Origin of the sequence: Arthrobacter sp. NPDC093125, assembly GCF_044754225.1 — a bacterium.
GTDB lineage: Bacteria > Actinomycetota > Actinomycetes > Actinomycetales > Micrococcaceae > Arthrobacter.
Genome location: NZ_JBIVOQ010000002.1, coordinates 541,321 through 558,398, shown reverse-complemented (window position 1 = coordinate 558,398; position 17,078 = coordinate 541,321). Strand labels below are relative to the sequence as shown.

The window sequence follows — 17,078 nt, the reverse complement described above, 5'->3', positions numbered from 1 at the left end:
AAATGGCAGTAGGGTCGAAGGATCTCGCACCCGCACAGCTGGACGGTTTCGACAACGAGCGTCTCGTTGAAGAACTCCGCAAGTCCAAGGAAGAGCTGTTCAACCTGCGTTTCCAGTCCGCCACCGGTCAGCTGGAGAACCACGGTCGTCTGCGCGCGGTAAAGAAGGACATCGCACGCATCTACACCGTTCTCCGTGAGCGCGAGCTGGGCATTCGTGCCGAGGTTGCCGCACCGGTTGCGGAAGCCAAGGAAGAGAAGAAGTCCAAGAAGTCCGCAGCCAAGGCTGAGAAGGCTGAGAAGCCGGCCGAAGCTGAGACTGAGGAGGACGCCAAGTGAGTGAAAAGGACGAGAACGTGACGGAAACTGGTTCCGCAACGGCAGCTGCCGAGCGCGGTTACCGTAAGATGCGTCGCGGCTACGTGGTCTCGGACAAGATGGAAAAGACCATCGTTGTCCAGGTTGAGGACCGCGTGAAGCACGCCCTGTACGGCAAGGTCATCCGCCGCACGTCGAAGGTGAAGGCCCACGACGAAGAGAACACCGCCGGCATCGGCGACCTCGTTGTGATCGCCGAGACCCGCCCGCTGTCCGCCAGCAAGCGGTGGCGCCTGGTCGAGATCCTCGAAAAGGCCAAGTAACACCTGCAGCTGCGTTTTAGCAGTTGCGCAGGAAACCCCCGTTCCCTTTTGGGAGCGGGGGTTTCCCCGTTTGTAGCCATGTCCGCGCCGTGCCACAACTACGCAGCAGCGACCACTACGCGGCCACCACTCCGCGCGAACGTACACTTGTGGCCCCAAAAGCCCCCGTGTTTGGGGCCACAAGTGTACGTTCGCGCCCCCCTCAGGCGGGGCGGTCTGCCTGGAAAGCCCGACGGCGGCTGGCCGGCTTAACAGCCGGGCCGCAGCTGTGATATGGGGATGGGCCCAATCTGTGCTAAGATTTTGAGTTTGTATGGCGCCTTTTGTGTGCCGTCAGCAAACCTCGTAAACAATCGTGCCACGGCATAGTGCCCCCTTGCGCCTGGACTGCGTCCGGACCCTCTTGGGAAGCAAATGTTTTTGGCACGGGCGTTTAGGCCTGGTCTGGCAAAATCCAGGCAGGTCAAGAGACACCCCGATCAACCGTTCCGCAAGGCTCATTCCGTGGGAAGATTTTCGGTCTGAGAACCGGCGCGACGCAAGGAGTAAATAGTGATTCAGCAGGAGTCGCGACTCAAGGTCGCCGACAACACGGGTGCTAAGGAAATTCTTACCATTCGCGTTCTCGGTGGATCTGGCCGTCGCTACGCAGGCATCGGCGACGTCATCGTCGCCACCGTCAAGGACGCAATCCCGGGCGGCAACGTAAAGAAGGGCGACGTCGTCAAGGCTGTCATCGTCCGTACCAAGAAGGAACGCCGCCGTGCGGATGGTTCCTACATCAAGTTTGACGAGAACGCAGCTGTGATCCTGAAGAACGACGGTGACCCCCGCGGCACCCGTATCTTCGGACCGGTTGGTCGTGAGCTCCGTGACAAGAAGTTCATGAAGATCGTTTCTCTGGCTCCGGAGGTGCTCTAGTCCATGGCTAAGATCAAGAAGGGTGACCTCGTTCAGGTCATCACTGGCGCCAAGGCTGAGCGCGGCGGCGACCGTGGCAAGCAGGGCAAGGTTCTGCGCGTCTTCCCCGACACCAACCGCGTGCTGGTTGAGGGCATCAACCGCGTAACCAAGCACACCAAGGTCGGTCAGTCGCAGCGCGGCACCAAGACCGGTGGCATCGAGGTCGTTGAGGCTCCGATCCACATCTCCAACGTGGCTCTCGTAGACCCGTCGACCAAGAAGCCGACCCGCGTCGGTTTCCGCCTCGACACCGTTGAGAAGGACGGCGTCCAGAAGACCGTCCGTATCCGCGTGGCCAAGAGCTCCGGGAAGGACATCTAATGACTGAGACTCTCGAGACTCCGGCAACGAAGATCGTTCCTCGTCTGAAGACCAAGTACGCAGAAACCATCAAGTCTGCGCTGCAGGAAGAATTCAAGTACGAGAACGTCAACCAGGTTCCCCGTCTGGTCAAGGTTGTTGTGAACATGGGTGTTGGAGATGCCGCCAAGGACTCCAAGCTGATCGACGGCGCTGTCCGCGACCTCACCCTGATCACCGGCCAGAAGCCGCAGGTTACCAAGGCCCGCAAGTCGATCGCCCAGTTCAAGCTGCGCGAAGGCATGCCCATTGGTGCACACGCAACCCTGCGTGGCGACCGCATGTGGGAATTCGTGGACCGTCTGGTCACGCTGGCCCTGCCCCGTATCCGCGACTTCCGCGGCCTCAGCGGCAAGCAGTTTGATGGCAACGGCAACTACACCTTCGGTCTGACCGAGCAGGTTATGTTCCACGAGATCGACCAGGACTCCATCGACCGCACCCGCGGTATGGACATCACGGTTGTGACCACCGCCAAGACCGACGACGAAGGCCGCGCGCTGCTCAAGGCGCTTGGTTTCCCGTTCAAAACCGAAGCTTAATTAACTACGTAAAAGGTCCGGTTGCACTGATCCGCGAGGATCGGCGCGAAGGAAACCGTTACGAGGAAGGGCAAGAGCCCAAATGACAATGACAGATCCTGTCGCAGACATGCTTACGCGTCTGCGCAATGCAAACTCGGCATACCACGACTCCGTGTCTATGCCTTACAGCAAGCTCAAGGCACGCGTTGCCGACATCCTCAAGGCCGAAGGTTTCATCGCCGGCTGGAAGGAAGAGGAAGCTGAAGTCGGCAAGAAGCTGACCCTCGAGCTGAAGTTCGGTCCCAACCGCGAGCGTTCGATCGCCGGTGTCCGTCGTATCTCCAAGCCCGGTCTCCGCGTTTACGCGAAGTCCACCAACCTGCCGCACGTGCTGGGTGGCCTGGGTATCGCAATTCTGTCCACCTCTTCCGGACTCCTGACTGACAAGCAGGCCGGCAAGAAGGGCGTGGGCGGCGAAGTCCTCGCCTACGTCTGGTAACGGGAAAGGAAGAGAATAATGTCACGTATTGGACGTCTCCCCATCACCGTTCCTGCCGGCGTTGAGGTCAAGGTTGACGGCTCTGTCGTCAGCGTCAAGGGTTCCAAGGGCGAGCTGAGCCACACTGTGGCCAGCCCGATCGAGGTTGCTCTGGACGACAACACCCTGACCGTCACCCGCCCGAACGACGAGCGCGCCTCCCGTTCGCTGCACGGCCTGACCCGCACCCTGATCTCCAACATGATCCAGGGCGTCACGGCTGGCTACGAAAAGAAGCTTGAAATCGTTGGTACCGGTTACCGCGTTCAGGCCAAGGGATCTGACCTGGAGTTCGCTCTCGGCTACAGCCACCCGGTCAGCGTTACGGCACCGGCCGGCATCACCTTTGCAGTAGAGGGGCCGACCAAGCTCTCTGTCTCAGGCATCAACAAGCAGCAGGTCGGCGAGGTTGCTGCCAACATTCGCAAGCTGCGCAAGCCGGACCCCTACAAGGGCAAGGGCATTCGCTACGCCGGCGAAGTCATCCGCCGCAAGGTCGGAAAGGCTGGTAAGTAACCATGGCCATCTCAATTAACAAGAAGCGTACGAACAAGAGCAAGTCTGCTTCGCGCAGCCGCCGCCAGCTTCGTATCCGCAAGCGCATTTCCGGAACGGCTGTACGTCCCCGTCTGGTCGTCAACCGCTCCGCACGCCACGTATTTGTCCAGGTTGTCGACGACACCATCGGCCAGACCGTAGCGAGCGCATCCACACTGGAAGCCGACCTTCGTGCATTCGACGGTGACAAGACCGCCAAGGCCAAGCGCGTTGGCGAGCTCGTAGCCGAGCGCGCCAAGGCGGCCGGCGTCGAAGCTGTTGTCTTCGACCGTGGTGGTAACAAGTACCACGGCCGGATCGCCGCCGTCGCTGACGGTGCACGTGAAGGTGGGCTGTCACTGTGACGGAAGCAAACAAGGAAAAGGACACTGTGTCTGCAGATCAGAAGGCGACTGAAGCCGTAGCTGCTGAGGCCACCGCTCCCGCCGCTGGCGACGACCGCCGTGGCGGTGCCCGTCGCGGCGAGCGTGGCGACCGTGGCCAGGGCCGCGGCGACCGTGGTGGCCGTGGCGGCCGCGACGGCGGCCGTGAAGCCGAGAAGAGCCAGTTCGTAGAGCGCGTTGTTACCATCAACCGCGTTTCCAAGGTCGTCAAGGGTGGTCGTCGCTTCAGCTTCACCGCACTCGTCGTCGTTGGTGACGGTAACGGTATGGTCGGCGTCGGCTACGGCAAGGCCAAGGAAGTTCCCGCTGCAATCGCGAAGGGCGTTGAAGAGGCTAAGAAGTCCTTCTTCCGCGTTCCCCGCGTTGGCAACACCATCCCTCACCGCGTCCAGGGCGAAGCTGCCGCAGGTGTCGTAATGCTGCGTCCGGCTTCCGCCGGTACCGGTGTTATCGCCGGTGGCCCGGTCCGTGCAGTACTGGAGTGCGTGGGTATCCACGACATCCTCTCCAAGTCGCTCGGTTCCTCCAACGCCATCAACATCGTTCACGCGACCGTTGATGCCCTGAAGCGCCTCGAAGAGCCGGCAGCCGTGGCAGCACGCCGTGGCCTGCCGCTGGACGAGATCGCTCCGCCGTCTCTGGTGCGCGCCCTGCTGAACCAGAAGGCGGGTGTCTAAGCAATGGCTAAGAACCTGATTCCCTCCGACGCCCAGTTGGAGATCACTCAGATCAAGTCCGTCATTGGCGGCAAGCAGAACCAGCGCGACACCCTGCGGTCACTCGGCCTGAAGCGGATCGGACACACCGTTGTCCGCACCGCCGACGCCGTGACCGTCGGAATGCTCAACACGGTTCCGCACCTGGTAAAGGTAGAGGAGGCGAAGTAAATGGCAGACAAGAACAACGCCGCAGAGCAGGGCGCTGCTGAGAAGCAGAACGCGCTGAAGGTTCACCACCTGCGTCCCGCCCCGGGTGCCAAGACCGCCAAGACCCGTGTGGGTCGTGGTGAAGGTTCCAAGGGTAAGACCGCCGGTCGCGGTACCAAGGGTACAGCTGCCCGCTACCAGATCAAGGCTGGCTTTGCCGGCGGCCAGCTGCCGCTGCACATGCGCCTGCCGAAGCTGCGCGGCTTCAAGAACCCGTTCCGGGTTGAGTTCCAGGTTGTTAACCTGGACCGTCTCAACGAGCTGTTCCCGGAAGGTGGCACTGTCACCGTGGAGGATCTGGTTGCGAAGGGCGCCGTTCGCAAGAACCAGCCCGTGAAGGTGCTGGGCACCGGCGACATCACCGTCAAGGTTGACGTCACCGCTCACGCATTCTCCGCCAGCGCTTCTGAGAAGATCGCTGCAGCAGGCGGAAGCACCACCGCTCTCTAGAGCCGGTGGGCGAAAGCCCGTTGTTGAACTCCCGGTGACCGGGGCCACGGCCCCGGTCACCGGGAGTTTTTCACATCCGCCGGACGTATTTTCGACGCCATCCGGCGCATATTCACCACCGCGGATTGTTCGCATGGTGCAATCAACCGTTAGACTCGGTTGTTGGGTTTATTGATCCGCACCACAAGTCTTAATAACTTCTGAGGAGGACGCTTGCTTAGCGCATTCGGCCGGGCTTTTCGAACGCCTGATCTGCGACGCAAGTTGTTGTTCACGCTGGGAATCATCACAATCTTCCGCTTGGGAGCCTTCATCCCCTCGCCTGGTGTGAACTACCAGAATGTCCAGCAATGCTTGTCGACCGGGCAGACCTCGGGCGGGATCTACCAGCTCGTCAATCTTTTCAGCGGCGGTGCACTGCTGCAGGTCTCCATCTTTGCGTTGGGAATCATGCCGTACATCACGGCCAGCATCATCGTGCAGCTGCTCCGGGTGGTCATTCCCCGCTTCCAGCAGCTGCATGAAGAAGGCGCTTCCGGCCAGTCGAAGCTGACGCAGTACACGCGTTACCTCACTATCGCCCTCGGCCTGCTGAACGCCACCACTTTGGTGTCCCTCGCGCGGTCCGGCCAGCTGCTGCCCGGCTGTGCGCTGCCGATCATCCCTGATAACAGCGTCATCACCACCATCCTGCTCATCATCACGCTGACGGCCGGCACCGGCCTCATCATGTGGATGGGCGAGCTGGTGACCGAAAAGGGTGTGGGCAACGGCATGTCCCTCCTCATCTTCACGGCGATTGCCGCCGGCTTCCCCACTTCCCTGGGCGCGATCTGGACCTCGCAGGGTCCTGGCACGTTCTTCATCGTCCTGGCCATCGGCCTCCTGACGGTTGCCCTGGTTGTCTTCGTGGAGCAGTCGCAGCGCCGCATTCCGGTGCAGTATGCCAAGCGGATGATCGGACGCCGGACTGTGGGCGGCACCAGCACCTACATTCCCATCAAGGTGAACATGGCCGGTGTCATCCCGGTAATCTTCGCCTCCTCGATGCTCTACCTGCCGGCGCTGATCTCCCAGTTCAACCAGCCGAGGGCGGGGGAGCAGGTGCAGCCCTGGGTTGAGTGGATTAACAACAACCTGACCCGCGGGGACCACCCCATCTACATGGCGCTCTACTTCGCCATGATTGTTTTCTTTACATACTTCTACGTCGCGATCACCTTCAACCCTGAAGAGGTCTCGGACAACATGAAGAAATACGGCGGCTTTATCCCGGGTATCCGTGCCGGCAAGCCGACCGCGGATTACCTGCAGTACGTCCTGTCTCGGATCACGCTCCCCGGCGCCATTTACCTTGGCTTCGTGGCTCTGATCCCGCTGGTGGCGCTCGTGCTGATCAACGCGAACCAGAACTTCCCGTTCGGTGGCACCTCGATCCTGATCATGGTGGGCGTTGGCTTGGAAACCGTCAAGCAAATTGACGCGCAGCTACAGCAGCGTCACTACGAAGGGCTATTGCGATGACCAGAATGTTGATTATCGGACCTCCGGGTTCCGGCAAGGGTACGCAGGCGGAACGCATTTCGGAGCGCCTGGGCGTCGTTGCGATCTCCACCGGCGACATCTTCCGTGCCAACGTTAAAGGCGAGACCCCGCTGGGCGTCGAAGCCAAGAAGTACATGGATGCCGGAGACTTTGTTCCGGACAGCGTGACCAACAAGATGGTCCGCGACCGTCTCAGCGAGGCCGACGTCGAGGACGGCTTCCTGCTGGACGGCTACCCCCGCACCACCGCGCAGGTTGACTACCTTGATCAGATCCTGGCCAACGGTGACCAGAAGCTCGACGTCGTCCTCCAGCTCACCGCTGACGACGAGGAACTGGTCGCCAGGCTCCTGGGCCGTGCCAAGGAAACCGGCCGCAGCGACGACAACGAGGCCGTCATCCGCCACCGGCTGGACCTGTACCACGAGCAGACCGAGGCGGTTGTTGCAAAGTACGCCGAGCGCGGCATCCTGACCCAGGTTGACGGCATCGGCGCCATCGATGAAGTCACCGACCGCGTCATGCAGGCCATCAAGTCGGCTCAGGCAGCCTGAGCCAGCACCACGCCACGAGGCTCCTCCCGGTACATCGGGAGGGGCCTCCGGCTTTTGGCCCAAGGGCCAGCCCTGCCGGCAACCATGCGGCGGGGGCACCACTGAGAGGAAAAACAGATGGCATTCGGCCAGCCACGGATTGAGTACAAGACCAACGCCCAGATGCGTACCATGCACGAGGCCGGGCTGGTCCTGAGCCGTGCCCTGGACGCAGCGGTTGCGGCCGCGGTCCCCGGCGTCACCACGAAGCACCTCGACGACGTGTTCGCGGCGGTGCTCCTGGAGGCGGGTGCCAAGTCGAACTTCCGGGGCTACCACGGCTTCCCGGCCACCATCTGCACCTCCGTCAACGAGGAAGTGGTCCACGGCATCCCCGGGTCCCGCGTCCTGCAGGACGGCGACATCATTTCCATCGACGGCGGTGCCATCGTTGACGGCTGGCACTCGGACTCCGCGCGGACGGTCATCGTCGGCACTCCCGATCCCGAGGACCAGCGCCTTTCCGACGTCACGCAGGCCGCTTTGTGGCGGGGGATCGCGGCGCTGGCCACCGGCAAGTTTGTGGGCGACATCGGCTGCGCCGTGGATGACTACGTCTCGTCCGTTCCGGGCAAGCCCCTGGGGATCCTCGAGGACTACGTCGGCCACGGCATCGGTTCCGAGATGCATATGGCCCCGGACGTGCTCAACTACCGCACCAGCCACCGGGGCCCGAAGATCCGTCCGGGCCTGTGCCTGGCCATCGAACCGATGCTTGTCCGCGGCAGCATCGAAACAGCTGTCCTGGAGGACGACTGGACCGTGGTGACCACCGACGGCAAGCGCTCCTGCCAGTGGGAGCATTCCGTCGCGGTTCATGAGAAGGGCATCTGGGTCCTTTCAGCGCCCGACGGCGGTGCGGCCCAGCTCGCGCCGCTCGGCGTTGTGCCCGTGCCGATTCCCTGACCCAACCCCGCACCTTCGTGCCCAACTAGGTAGCAGTTCGCGTCGTTCCCAGCGCTGAGAACGACCCAATGTGCTACCTAGTTGGGGGAGGCGGGGCAGAATGGGAGCCATGGGAGGCATAGGAGCGCAGGGAAAGATTACGGACGTGCCGGGCCTGCGGGTCGGGCAGGAGCAGAAGGCCGACGGCGGCTGGCTGAGCGGAGTGACCGTGGTCCTGCCGCCGCCGGGAACCGCCGGCTCGGTGGATGTCCGCGGCGGCGGCCCCGCGACCCACGAAACCGACGCGCTGGACGCCACCGCACTGGTCTCCACCGTGGATGCCGTGGTGCTGACGGGCGGCAGCGCCTACGGCCTCGTCACTGCCCGCGGTGTCCAGCGCTGGTGCGAGGAGCAGGGGAGGGGCTTCGCCGTTGACGGCGGCGTGGTTCCCATTGTCCCGGCGGCCTCGATTTTCGACCTGGGCCGGGGCGGCGACTTTTCCGCCCGCCCGGATGAGGCCATGGGCTACGCCGCTGCTGCCGCCGCCGGCGCGGAGACTGAAGGGCACGACGTCGGACGCGGCAACGTGGGAGCCGGCACCGGCGCACTGCTCGCCCGCCGCCAGTTCAAAGGGGGAGTGGGCACGGCGTCGATCACCCTGGAGGAGGTCTCACCGGACGGCCCTGTAGTAGTCGGAGCCCTGGCCGTGGTCAACGCGCTCGGGACGAAGTTCAGTCCGCCGGTTGAGCCTGATTTCGACAAGCCGGACCAGGACAAGCCCAACCAGCAGGGAGGCCTGCCGCCGCTGAACACCACCCTTGTTGTGGTCGCCACCAATGCGGTCCTGGACAAGGCCGAGTGTAAGCGGACCGCTTCGGCTGCCCATGCCGGCATCGCCCGGGCCCTGCACCCGTCCCACACCCTCGCGGACGGCGATGTCGTCTTTTCGCTGGCGACAGGGCAGGTGCCGCTGGACCGGAGTACGGACGAGGCCCGCTACGTAAGTCTCATCACCCTGCAAAGTGCGGCAGCCGACGTCGTCCGCTCGGCGATCCTGGACGGGATCAGCAGCGCGGAGACCATCACCACTCCCGCGGGCACCTTTCCCGCCTACGGATCCTGACTGAGGAAGATCCCGAGGCGCGAAGATTCTGATGCACTCAAGCTTTTGTGGTGCACGGAGGCGCGTTGTGCGCTACCATTGCTGGATTTAACATTCCGGGCCAAATGCCGTAGTGTTGCTTGTTGGTTGTCTGCCCCGCCACGCCCTTTTGCGGCCAGGGGCGCCAGCCAAAATCACATCAAAAAACGTCCGCAGCCATGCCCGGTGCAAATCGGCAGGCTGAGGCAACCAACAGTTAGCGGAGGATATGGCCAAGAAGGACGGGGTCATAGAGATCGAGGGCGTAGTGACTGAGGCGCTGCCCAACGCGATGTTTCGTGTTGAGCTCACCAACAAGCACGTCGTTCTGGCACACATCTCTGGAAAAATGCGTCAGCACTACATCAGGATTCTCCCTGAGGACCGGGTAGTGGTGGAGCTGAGCCCTTACGACCTCACGCGTGGTCGTATCGTCTACCGCTACAAGTAAACGTTGGGCGGCCAGAGGCACAGCCGAAGGCCGGTCTATCGGACCCAACTGCTATCACGCAAAGGAACGCCATGAAGGTCAAGCCGAGCGTCAAGCAGATCTGCGAAAAGTGCAAAGTGATCCGCCGTAATGGCCGGGTCATGGTGATCTGCGAGAACCCGCGCCACAAGCAGCGCCAGGGCTAAATTCCCTCCGGGGAATCCTGGGTTGCAACCCACGCAAGTAAATAAAAGGCAGCACAAGCTGAACTGGAACATTGAGCTCAAAAGAGTCCGGACAGCTAACCCCCGGTCGGAGGCTGGGGCCGCACCGAAAGTGCGGGTGTACTGCCTACGACCTCCGGTTTATTCAAGGAGCACTGCCACTATGGCTCGTCTCGCTGGCGTAGACATTCCCCGCGAAAAGCGGCTGGAAATTGCGCTTACTTACATCTACGGCGTGGGCAAGACCCGTGCACACGAAACCCTGGCTGCCACCGGCATCAGCGCTGACGTCCGCGTTAAGGACCTGAGCGACGCTGATCTGGTCCAGCTGCGTGACTACATTGAAGGCAACTACAAGGTTGAGGGTGACCTTCGCCGCGAAGTGGCAGCAGATATCCGCCGCAAGGTTGAGATCGGCAGCTACGAAGGCCTGCGTCACCGCAAGGGCCTGCCCGTACGCGGTCAGCGTACGAAGACCAACGCTCGTACCCGCAAGGGCCCGAAGCGCACCGTCGCCGGCAAGAAGAAGGCTCGCTAAATCCCATCTGCCCCCTGAAACCGCTGGTGCGGTTTCCAGGAACAAGGCATATGTGGGACCCAGCGATGGCTTTCCCCCAAATAACTTTCTGTAGGAGAAGAAATGCCCCCGAAGACTCGTGGCGCGGTTCGCAAGCCGCGTAAGAAGGACAAGAAGAATATCGCGCTTGGCCAGGCGCACATCAAGAGCACCTTTAACAACACCATCGTGTCCATCACGGACCCGTCCGGTGCTGTCATCTCCTGGGCTTCCGCCGGTGAGGTTGGATTCAAGGGCTCGCGTAAGTCCACCCCGTTCGCTGCACAGATGGCTGCCGAAGCTGCTGCCAAGCGTGCACAGGAGCACGGCCTGAAGAAGGTTGACGTGTTCGTGAAGGGACCGGGCTCCGGACGCGAAACCGCGATCCGTTCGCTGCAGGCTGCCGGCCTCGAGGTTGGCTCCATCCAGGACGTCACCCCCGCCGCCCACAACGGCTGCCGTCCGCCGAAGCGCCGCCGCGTCTAAGCTTTTCCGCTGCCTTGAGCTTGCCCGGACCCTCAAGGGTCCGGGCAAGCCCAGCGCGTTAAGTCTCAGACCGATTTTCCACCACCTGTGTTGCGTCATATAGCGGATGCTCGCCGAAAGGAAACCTAAGTGCTCATTGCACAGCGCCCCACCCTCTCCGAAGAGGTCGTCTCCGAAAACCGCTCCCGTTTCATCATTGAACCGCTGGAGCCGGGCTTCGGTTACACCCTCGGAAACTCCCTCCGCCGTACCCTGCTCTCCTCCATCCCCGGTGCCGCTGTAACCAGCATCCGGATCGATGGCGTGCTGCACGAGTTCACCACGGTTCCGGGTGTCAAGGAAGATGTCACTGAGATCATCCTGAACATCAAGAACCTGTCCGTGTCCTCCGAGCACGACGAGCCGGTTGTTGCTTACCTGCGCAAGCAGGGACCCGGAGTCGTCACCGCCGCGGACATCGCTCCGCCGGCTGGCGTCGAATTCCACAACCCGGATCTGCACATTGCCACGCTGAACTCGAAGGGCAAGTTCGAACTCGAACTGACCATCGAGCGCGGCCGCGGCTACGTTTCGGCAGCTCAGAACAAGTCCGGCGACGCAGAGATCGGCCGTATCCCGGTTGACTCCATCTACTCGCCGGTGCTGAAGGTTACTTTCCGCGTGGAAGCCACCCGTGTTGAGCAGCGCACTGACTTCGACAAGCTCATTGTCGACGTCGAGACCAAGCAGGCCATCGCCCCGCGCGATGCGGTTGCTTCGGCAGGCACCACCCTGGTGGAGCTGTTCGGTCTGGCCCGCGAGCTGAACACCGCAGCTGAAGGTATCGAGATTGGCCCGTCGCCGACGGACGCTGCCCTGGCAGCGGACATGGCACTGCCGATCGAGGATCTGGACCTCACCGTCCGTTCCTACAACTGCCTCAAGCGTGAGGGCATCCACACCGTGGGTGAACTCGTTGCCCGCTCCGAGGCTGACCTGATGGACATCCGTAACTTCGGTGCCAAGTCCATCGATGAGGTCAAGGCAAAGCTGGTTGAACTGGGACTGTCCCTCAAGGATTCGCCTCCCGGCTTCGACCTCGCCGCCCGCGCCGCAGCCATCGAAGAGGACGACGCCGCGTTCAGCGACGACGAGCTCTAACAAGCAGATCTTGGCCGGCGGGTTGGATGCACCATGGTGTGCGCAGCCCCACCGGCTTCCATATGAGGAGAAACAATTATGCCTACCCCCACTAAGGGCCCGCGCCTCGGTGGCGGCCCGGCTCACGAGCGCCTGATGCTCGCGAACCTGGCTTCCGCACTGTTCGAGCACAAGCGGATCACCACCACGGTCACGAAGGCCAAGCGCCTGAAGCCGTACGCAGAGCGTCTGGTCACCTTCGCCAAGCGCGGAGACCTCGCTTCCCGCCGCCGCGTTCTCGGCCTGATCAGCAACAAGGGCGTCGTCCACGAGCTGTTCACCGACATCGCGCAGGCAGTGGAGAACCGCGACGGCGGCTACACCCGCATCACCAAGATCGGCAACCGCAAGGGCGACAACGCTCCCATGGCTGTCATCGAGCTGGTTCTTGAACCGGTTTCCGCTAAGCAGGCTGTTGTAGCCGAGGCCACCCAGGCCGCCGCTGCTGCTGCTCCGGCCGCCGAGGAAGCTCCCGAGGCTGAGGTTGTCGAGACCGAAGCTGCAACCGAAGAGGCTCCGGCCGCTGAGGAAGCTCCGGCTGAAGAGGCTGCTGCTGAGGAAGCTCCCGCCGAGGAAGCTGCTGCTGACGAGGCAAAGGACGCGAAGTAATTCGCTAGCTCCTTCGCATAGACTTGAGTCTATGAACGACCAAAAACCCGCGGCCCCCGTTTTGGGGGGCGGCGGGTTTTTGCGTATCCGGCTTGATCTGGCGTACGACGGCGGCTCCTTCAGCGGGTGGGCAGTGCAGCCGGGACGGCGCACAGTTCAGGGAACCCTGGAAGCTGCGCTGGAGCTGGTGCTCCGGCGGCCGGTGCGGGTTACCGTCGCCGGGCGTACCGACGCGGGCGTCCACGCCCGCGGGCAGGTGGTCCACCTCGACCTGACGGAACCCGAGTGGCTGGGACTGAACCGCGGCGCTGAGCTCGATCCCGCCGTCGCACTTTTGCGCAGGCTGCGGGGCGCCTTGAGCCGGGAACTCGGTGACCTCACCGGATCCATCGTGGTGCACGAGGCGGCCATCGCTCCGGAGGGCTTTGACGCGCGGTTCTCCGCCCTGTGGCGCCGCTACAGCTACCGGATCGCGGACGGGCTGGAGCTGTGGGATCCGCTCAGCCGCTACGACACGCTCTGGCACAAGACGCCCCTGGACGTGGACCTGCTCAATGCGGGGTCGGCGCAGCTGCTGGGCCTGCACAACTTCCTGTCCTACTGCAAGCCGCGCGAAGGCGCCACCACCATCCGGGAGCTGCAGCGCTTCGAGTTCGCGCGCGATGCGGACGGCGTCATTGTGGCCACCGTCCAGGCTGACGCGTTCTGCCACAACATGGTCCGCGCCCTCGTGGGGTCGGCGCTGTATGTGGGGGAGGGGCAGGAGCGTCCCGAGTGGCTGCATGAGCGGCTGCTGGCGAAAAAACGCGACGCACGATCTGTACTCGCCGCGCCGCATCCGCTGGTGCTGGAGGAAGTGGCCTATCCGTCGGACGCTGAACTGCTGGCGCGGGCTGAACGGACCCGTGCTTTGCGGGAGTAAGTCTTCACATCAACCGCTTCTGAGGGTCCTGCCTCAGTTGCGGCAGCGTTGCTAGTAGGCTGGGAGGCAGTCTTTAGTCATGTCGTCCTTACAGGGGGTAAGGGATGGACGAGCGGCGCGTTGTTGTCGTTATTGAGCCGGATAAGCATGTCTGTGCGCTGTTGTGCGGCACCCTCAGTGACGCCGGTTTCACGGTGTACTGTGCGGATTCCGGCGAGGCCGGGATTGCCCTGGTGCGTGCCAAGCAGCCGGATACTGTCACGCTGGATACCGCCCTGCCTGATATCGACGGGCTCGAGGTGGCCCGGCGCATCCGTAGGTTCAGCCACGCGTACCTGCTAATCCTCACTGCAAGCAGTGACCTCGGGGCTACCGTGCAGGCCTTTGACGCCGGGGCGGACGACTATGTGGTCAAGCCGATCCGGCCCCGCGAACTCCGGGTGCGCGTTGACGGAATGCTCCGGCGGCCGCGGCATCTCATCATCCCGCCGATAGTGACGCCGCGGGTGCCGCCTGCAGTATCGCCCCGCAACCGCCGCCTGCATCACAACGGCCTGGAGGTGGACGCCGTCACCCGTTCTGTGCGCCTTGCCGGCCGGGCGTTGGAGCTCACCCGGACGGAGTTCGAGCTGCTCCGCATCATCCTGGAGCAGGGGAAACGCGTGGTGACGAAGGCAGAGCTGGCCGACCACCTGCAGCTCGAGGATTTTGGCCCGGGTCGCCCCCGGAAAGTCGATACCGACCGCATCATCGAAGTCCACATCGGGAACCTGAGGCGCAAGCTGGGGGATAATGCGCGGTCGCCGAAGTGGCTGAAAACCGTCCGGGGACTGGGCTACACGCTCACCTAAGAGGTGGCCGGAACCCGGCCCCTTCAAACGGGGGAGTGGCTGGGAAAACCCTAGGAAAATGACAAGGGTGCGGGAGCACCGTAGAAGCATGAAGTCACTATCAAGCAACGAAGTTGTTGCAGTCCGAGGCGTTCTCACCGATACGCATCCGGTCGATTTCTATGTGCTTGGCGTCGCGGGGGCAATTGACCGTCTGACCCTTCCGCTGCGGGAGCGCGGGACCGTGGTGCACCTGGAAGCACCGCACCACGGCATGGAAGTGGACCGGAAGTCTGCCACGCTGCTGTACCGGGCGGCGCAGGAGCTGCTCAGCAACGTCCACAAATACGCCCAGGCCTCAGCGGTGACTGTCTGTCTCAGATTCGTCTGCCATCCCGCCCTCTGCCACGAGGTCCAGCTAAAAGTCATTGATGACGGCACCGGATTCGACATCCAGGCGGCGACGCAGGGCCGGCACTCGGGGATGGGGCTGCGTCTCATGCGCCTGGCCGTGGAAACGGTTGGTGGCCGCATGGCTATCGACTCGTCCTCCGCCGGCACGAGCGTGAACATCACGCTGCCGCTGGATTGAAGACCTTGCCTAGATCTTGCGGGGTCTCACGAAAACCTAGCCCGAGGTCGGGCATTGCAGCTTCGCCGGAACTGCCCCAAGTATGCCGCCTAGCAGGCCTGCCGTGTAGTTCAGATTTACAGCGTCCGGGATTGATTCCCACGTACCGTATCGTGAATAGATCCTGACGACGGTGTTGGCGGTCAGAGTGCCGGTGGAATAATTTCTGACCGTAACTACCGGCTGCAATAGCTCACCCGCAGACTCGTTGCTGCCAGCTTTCTGCGTCGTCAACCTGTAGGCAGTGGGGCTTATACCTACGCCACTTGAGGGCTGCCACTTCACCTCGACCCACGTTGGCGTACTCCCCGCTAGGCCCTCGTTGGTGTAATGCTGCACGCAAGTGACATCGGGGGCTTCGGGCTGGACTGCCGATAGCGTGGCTGCTGCATTGGCACTGTCGGTGAACGCCGCGTGGCTGGGGGTGGCTGTATGAAGAGCCGAGCCCGTAAGGGCGAGGACACTGGCCACGGTTGTGCCTGCAAGCAGTCGAATCCGCCGCTTGTCCTGTCCTGAATGGCGGCCGGTCCGGCTCCGGCGGTGGATTTTCCTGCCAGCCGAAGCTCTGCCCAGCTTGGTGCCACCATCCCCGGACGTCGGAGGCCTTGAGGCCACCCGCTGGCCAAAGGCCAGATACAGCAGATAGGCCGTAAACAAGCCCCCTGCGAATACCGCTGCGGAGCTGTTAAGCCATGCGACGACGTAGCCCAAAAGCGGAGCGGAGAAGATGACGCGATCCGCTTCACGCAAGGTGTAGGGAGCCGCGTCAGGAACACCGTTGGCATCGCCCTTCAGAGTGACGGATGCGATCCCGTTGTTAATGTCGACCCTGACGACACGGTGGGTGACGCGAATTCCGGAGGTATTCTCGACGCTCAATACATCTCCGACACGAATCTCTGACGCTTGCACTGGGACGCTCACCCCGAGTGCGCCGGTGGTTATCGCGGGTGACATAGAGCCGGAACGGAAGATCAACGGCTTCGCGCCCACAAGCAGCCCGGCCAAGGTTGCGATTACGCACAAGGATCCCAGCACGGAGCCGACGGTAAGGAGCCTGTTGTGCGTTCGGGACAGTTCCCGCACCTCCGTAGGCGATATCGAACTCTTTGCCATGGGATCAGGTGTTTTCGGCGGTGAATGTGAACGTGGTTTCTGCTGTCTTACCCTGGTAGCTGTCAGGAGCGTCAGCCGGCAAGGAGACCTTGAAGCAAAGAGTTTCGGTGTTGGACGGCGCAGTCGCTGCCAGCGGGCGCGAGTTGATTATGAGTGCGTTAGTCAGTGTGGTGGAGCCCGTGCTTACAACTACACCGCCGCTCGACGTAACGTTCTGGCAGGTTGTGGCTGAACTTCGGATCTCGACGGCGAGTCCCGCGCCTAACCCGGTCCCCGTCACAGCAGTCGCCATGCGATAGGTCACGCTGAGGTCGCCGGTGTTATTAATCCGGACAGGAGCCACCAAGACGTCTCCCGGTTTCATTGCAGCCGAACTGAAGACGACAGCCCCTGTCTCCGAACCATTAACATTGATGTCTACGTCTCCTGCGCTGAAAGTCGCGGTAGCGGTCGTCACGTCCGTCCATGCTGCAAGAGTCCCGACGGCGCCGAGACCCAGGACCATTCCCAAGGACAGGAGTGCTCGGGCCCTCACGCTACGGGTAGTGGGCGCATGCGGTCCACGTGCACTACGACGTCCCATGGTCGT

At 62.5% G+C, this 17,078-nt stretch carries 26 protein-coding genes; 24 read left to right on the top strand and 2 right to left on the bottom strand.

Features of this window, described 5'->3' with window-relative positions; all coding sequences use genetic code 11:
* The first annotated feature begins 2 nt into the window (after positions 1 to 2).
* From rpmC to ACIP9X_RS06990, 24 genes are all read left to right on the top strand, one after another.
* On the top strand, positions 3 to 338 hold the full coding sequence (gene rpmC / locus ACIP9X_RS07105; RefSeq protein WP_205652791.1) for a 50S ribosomal protein L29: 336 nt from the start codon (positions 3 to 5) through the stop codon (positions 336 to 338).
* The gene (gene rpsQ, locus ACIP9X_RS07100) at positions 335 to 640 is read left to right on the top strand and encodes a 30S ribosomal protein S17 (protein ID WP_400479012.1); all 306 of its coding nucleotides are present in this window, start codon (positions 335 to 337) and stop codon (positions 638 to 640) included. Before rpmC ends, rpsQ begins: the two co-directional genes overlap by 4 nt.
* A 552-nt stretch (positions 641 to 1,192) precedes the next feature.
* Complete coding sequence (gene rplN / locus ACIP9X_RS07095) at positions 1,193 to 1,561, top strand: 50S ribosomal protein L14 (RefSeq protein WP_003803789.1); 369 nt, start codon at positions 1,193 to 1,195, stop codon at positions 1,559 to 1,561.
* Between the two features lie 3 nt (positions 1,562 to 1,564).
* Positions 1,565 to 1,924, top strand: a complete 360-nt coding sequence (rplX, locus tag ACIP9X_RS07090) for a 50S ribosomal protein L24 (protein WP_400479011.1) — start codon at positions 1,565 to 1,567, stop codon at positions 1,922 to 1,924.
* Positions 1,924 to 2,505, top strand: coding sequence for a 50S ribosomal protein L5 (gene rplE, locus ACIP9X_RS07085; RefSeq protein ID WP_400479010.1), 582 nt, complete (start codon positions 1,924 to 1,926; stop codon positions 2,503 to 2,505). Before rplX ends, rplE begins: the two co-directional genes overlap by 1 nt.
* Positions 2,506 to 2,587: 82 nt before the next feature.
* A complete protein-coding gene (rpsH, locus tag ACIP9X_RS07080) occupies positions 2,588 to 2,986 on the top strand; it encodes a 30S ribosomal protein S8 (protein WP_400479009.1) in 399 nt (132 codons plus the stop codon).
* A gap of 18 nt (positions 2,987 to 3,004) precedes the next feature.
* Positions 3,005 to 3,541, top strand: coding sequence for a 50S ribosomal protein L6 (rplF, locus tag ACIP9X_RS07075; protein WP_400479008.1), 537 nt, complete (start codon positions 3,005 to 3,007; stop codon positions 3,539 to 3,541).
* Positions 3,542 to 3,543: 2 nt separating this feature from the next.
* Complete coding sequence (rplR, locus tag ACIP9X_RS07070) at positions 3,544 to 3,927, top strand: 50S ribosomal protein L18 (protein ID WP_400479007.1); 384 nt, start codon at positions 3,544 to 3,546, stop codon at positions 3,925 to 3,927.
* Positions 3,924 to 4,643, top strand: a complete 720-nt coding sequence (gene rpsE / locus ACIP9X_RS07065; RefSeq protein ID WP_400479006.1) for a 30S ribosomal protein S5 — start codon at positions 3,924 to 3,926, stop codon at positions 4,641 to 4,643. The genes rplR and rpsE overlap by 4 nt, the downstream gene beginning before the upstream one ends.
* A 3-nt stretch (positions 4,644 to 4,646) precedes the next feature.
* The gene (gene rpmD / locus ACIP9X_RS07060) at positions 4,647 to 4,853 is read left to right on the top strand and encodes a 50S ribosomal protein L30 (RefSeq protein ID WP_267275868.1); all 207 of its coding nucleotides are present in this window, start codon (positions 4,647 to 4,649) and stop codon (positions 4,851 to 4,853) included.
* A complete protein-coding gene (rplO, locus tag ACIP9X_RS07055) occupies positions 4,854 to 5,342 on the top strand; it encodes a 50S ribosomal protein L15 (protein ID WP_400479005.1) in 489 nt (162 codons plus the stop codon). It abuts the gene before it with no gap.
* A gap of 213 nt (positions 5,343 to 5,555) precedes the next feature.
* Entirely contained in the window at positions 5,556 to 6,866 is a 1,311-nt protein-coding gene (gene secY, locus ACIP9X_RS07050; protein ID WP_400479004.1) for a preprotein translocase subunit SecY, read from the top strand.
* Between the two features lie 5 nt (positions 6,867 to 6,871).
* Complete coding sequence (locus tag ACIP9X_RS07045; protein ID WP_400479056.1) at positions 6,872 to 7,441, top strand: adenylate kinase; 570 nt, start codon at positions 6,872 to 6,874, stop codon at positions 7,439 to 7,441.
* A gap of 117 nt (positions 7,442 to 7,558) precedes the next feature.
* Entirely contained in the window at positions 7,559 to 8,386 is an 828-nt protein-coding gene (map, locus tag ACIP9X_RS07040) for a type I methionyl aminopeptidase (protein WP_400479003.1), read from the top strand.
* A 100-nt stretch (positions 8,387 to 8,486) separates the two neighbouring features.
* A complete protein-coding gene (locus tag ACIP9X_RS07035; RefSeq protein ID WP_400479002.1) occupies positions 8,487 to 9,488 on the top strand; it encodes a P1 family peptidase in 1,002 nt (333 codons plus the stop codon).
* A 247-nt stretch (positions 9,489 to 9,735) separates the two neighbouring features.
* Positions 9,736 to 9,957 carry a translation initiation factor IF-1 gene (gene infA / locus ACIP9X_RS07030; RefSeq protein ID WP_011775571.1) on the top strand — a complete coding sequence of 74 codons (222 nt, stop codon included), beginning with the start codon at positions 9,736 to 9,738 and terminating at the stop codon, positions 9,955 to 9,957.
* Between the two features lie 71 nt (positions 9,958 to 10,028).
* The gene (gene rpmJ / locus ACIP9X_RS07025; RefSeq protein WP_009358722.1) at positions 10,029 to 10,142 is read left to right on the top strand and encodes a 50S ribosomal protein L36; all 114 of its coding nucleotides are present in this window, start codon (positions 10,029 to 10,031) and stop codon (positions 10,140 to 10,142) included.
* A gap of 181 nt (positions 10,143 to 10,323) precedes the next feature.
* The gene (rpsM, locus tag ACIP9X_RS07020) at positions 10,324 to 10,698 is read left to right on the top strand and encodes a 30S ribosomal protein S13 (RefSeq protein WP_400479001.1); all 375 of its coding nucleotides are present in this window, start codon (positions 10,324 to 10,326) and stop codon (positions 10,696 to 10,698) included.
* A gap of 102 nt (positions 10,699 to 10,800) precedes the next feature.
* Positions 10,801 to 11,202, top strand: a complete 402-nt coding sequence (gene rpsK, locus ACIP9X_RS07015) for a 30S ribosomal protein S11 (RefSeq protein WP_102973678.1) — start codon at positions 10,801 to 10,803, stop codon at positions 11,200 to 11,202.
* A 129-nt stretch (positions 11,203 to 11,331) separates the two neighbouring features.
* Entirely contained in the window at positions 11,332 to 12,342 is a 1,011-nt protein-coding gene (locus tag ACIP9X_RS07010) for a DNA-directed RNA polymerase subunit alpha (protein WP_003803733.1), read from the top strand.
* A gap of 78 nt (positions 12,343 to 12,420) precedes the next feature.
* Positions 12,421 to 12,990 carry a 50S ribosomal protein L17 gene (gene rplQ, locus ACIP9X_RS07005; RefSeq protein ID WP_400479000.1) on the top strand — a complete coding sequence of 190 codons (570 nt, stop codon included), beginning with the start codon at positions 12,421 to 12,423 and terminating at the stop codon, positions 12,988 to 12,990.
* A gap of 31 nt (positions 12,991 to 13,021) precedes the next feature.
* Complete coding sequence (truA, locus tag ACIP9X_RS07000; protein WP_400478999.1) at positions 13,022 to 13,912, top strand: tRNA pseudouridine(38-40) synthase TruA; 891 nt, start codon at positions 13,022 to 13,024, stop codon at positions 13,910 to 13,912.
* A gap of 104 nt (positions 13,913 to 14,016) precedes the next feature.
* Positions 14,017 to 14,763 carry a response regulator transcription factor gene (locus ACIP9X_RS06995; protein WP_400478998.1) on the top strand — a complete coding sequence of 249 codons (747 nt, stop codon included), beginning with the start codon at positions 14,017 to 14,019 and terminating at the stop codon, positions 14,761 to 14,763.
* Between the two features lie 88 nt (positions 14,764 to 14,851).
* Positions 14,852 to 15,334 carry a sensor histidine kinase gene (locus tag ACIP9X_RS06990; RefSeq protein WP_400478997.1) on the top strand — a complete coding sequence of 161 codons (483 nt, stop codon included), beginning with the start codon at positions 14,852 to 14,854 and terminating at the stop codon, positions 15,332 to 15,334.
* A gap of 36 nt (positions 15,335 to 15,370) precedes the next feature.
* Here ACIP9X_RS06990 and ACIP9X_RS06985 read toward each other — a convergent pair whose 3' ends face one another.
* Positions 15,371 to 16,489, bottom strand: a complete 1,119-nt coding sequence (locus ACIP9X_RS06985; protein ID WP_400478996.1) for a signal peptidase I — start codon at positions 16,487 to 16,489, stop codon at positions 15,371 to 15,373.
* 4 nt (positions 16,490 to 16,493) lie between these two features.
* The gene (locus ACIP9X_RS06980) at positions 16,494 to 17,072 is read right to left on the bottom strand and encodes a TasA family protein (RefSeq protein ID WP_400478995.1); all 579 of its coding nucleotides are present in this window, start codon (positions 17,070 to 17,072) and stop codon (positions 16,494 to 16,496) included.
* Between the last annotated feature and the right edge of the window lie 6 nt (positions 17,073 to 17,078).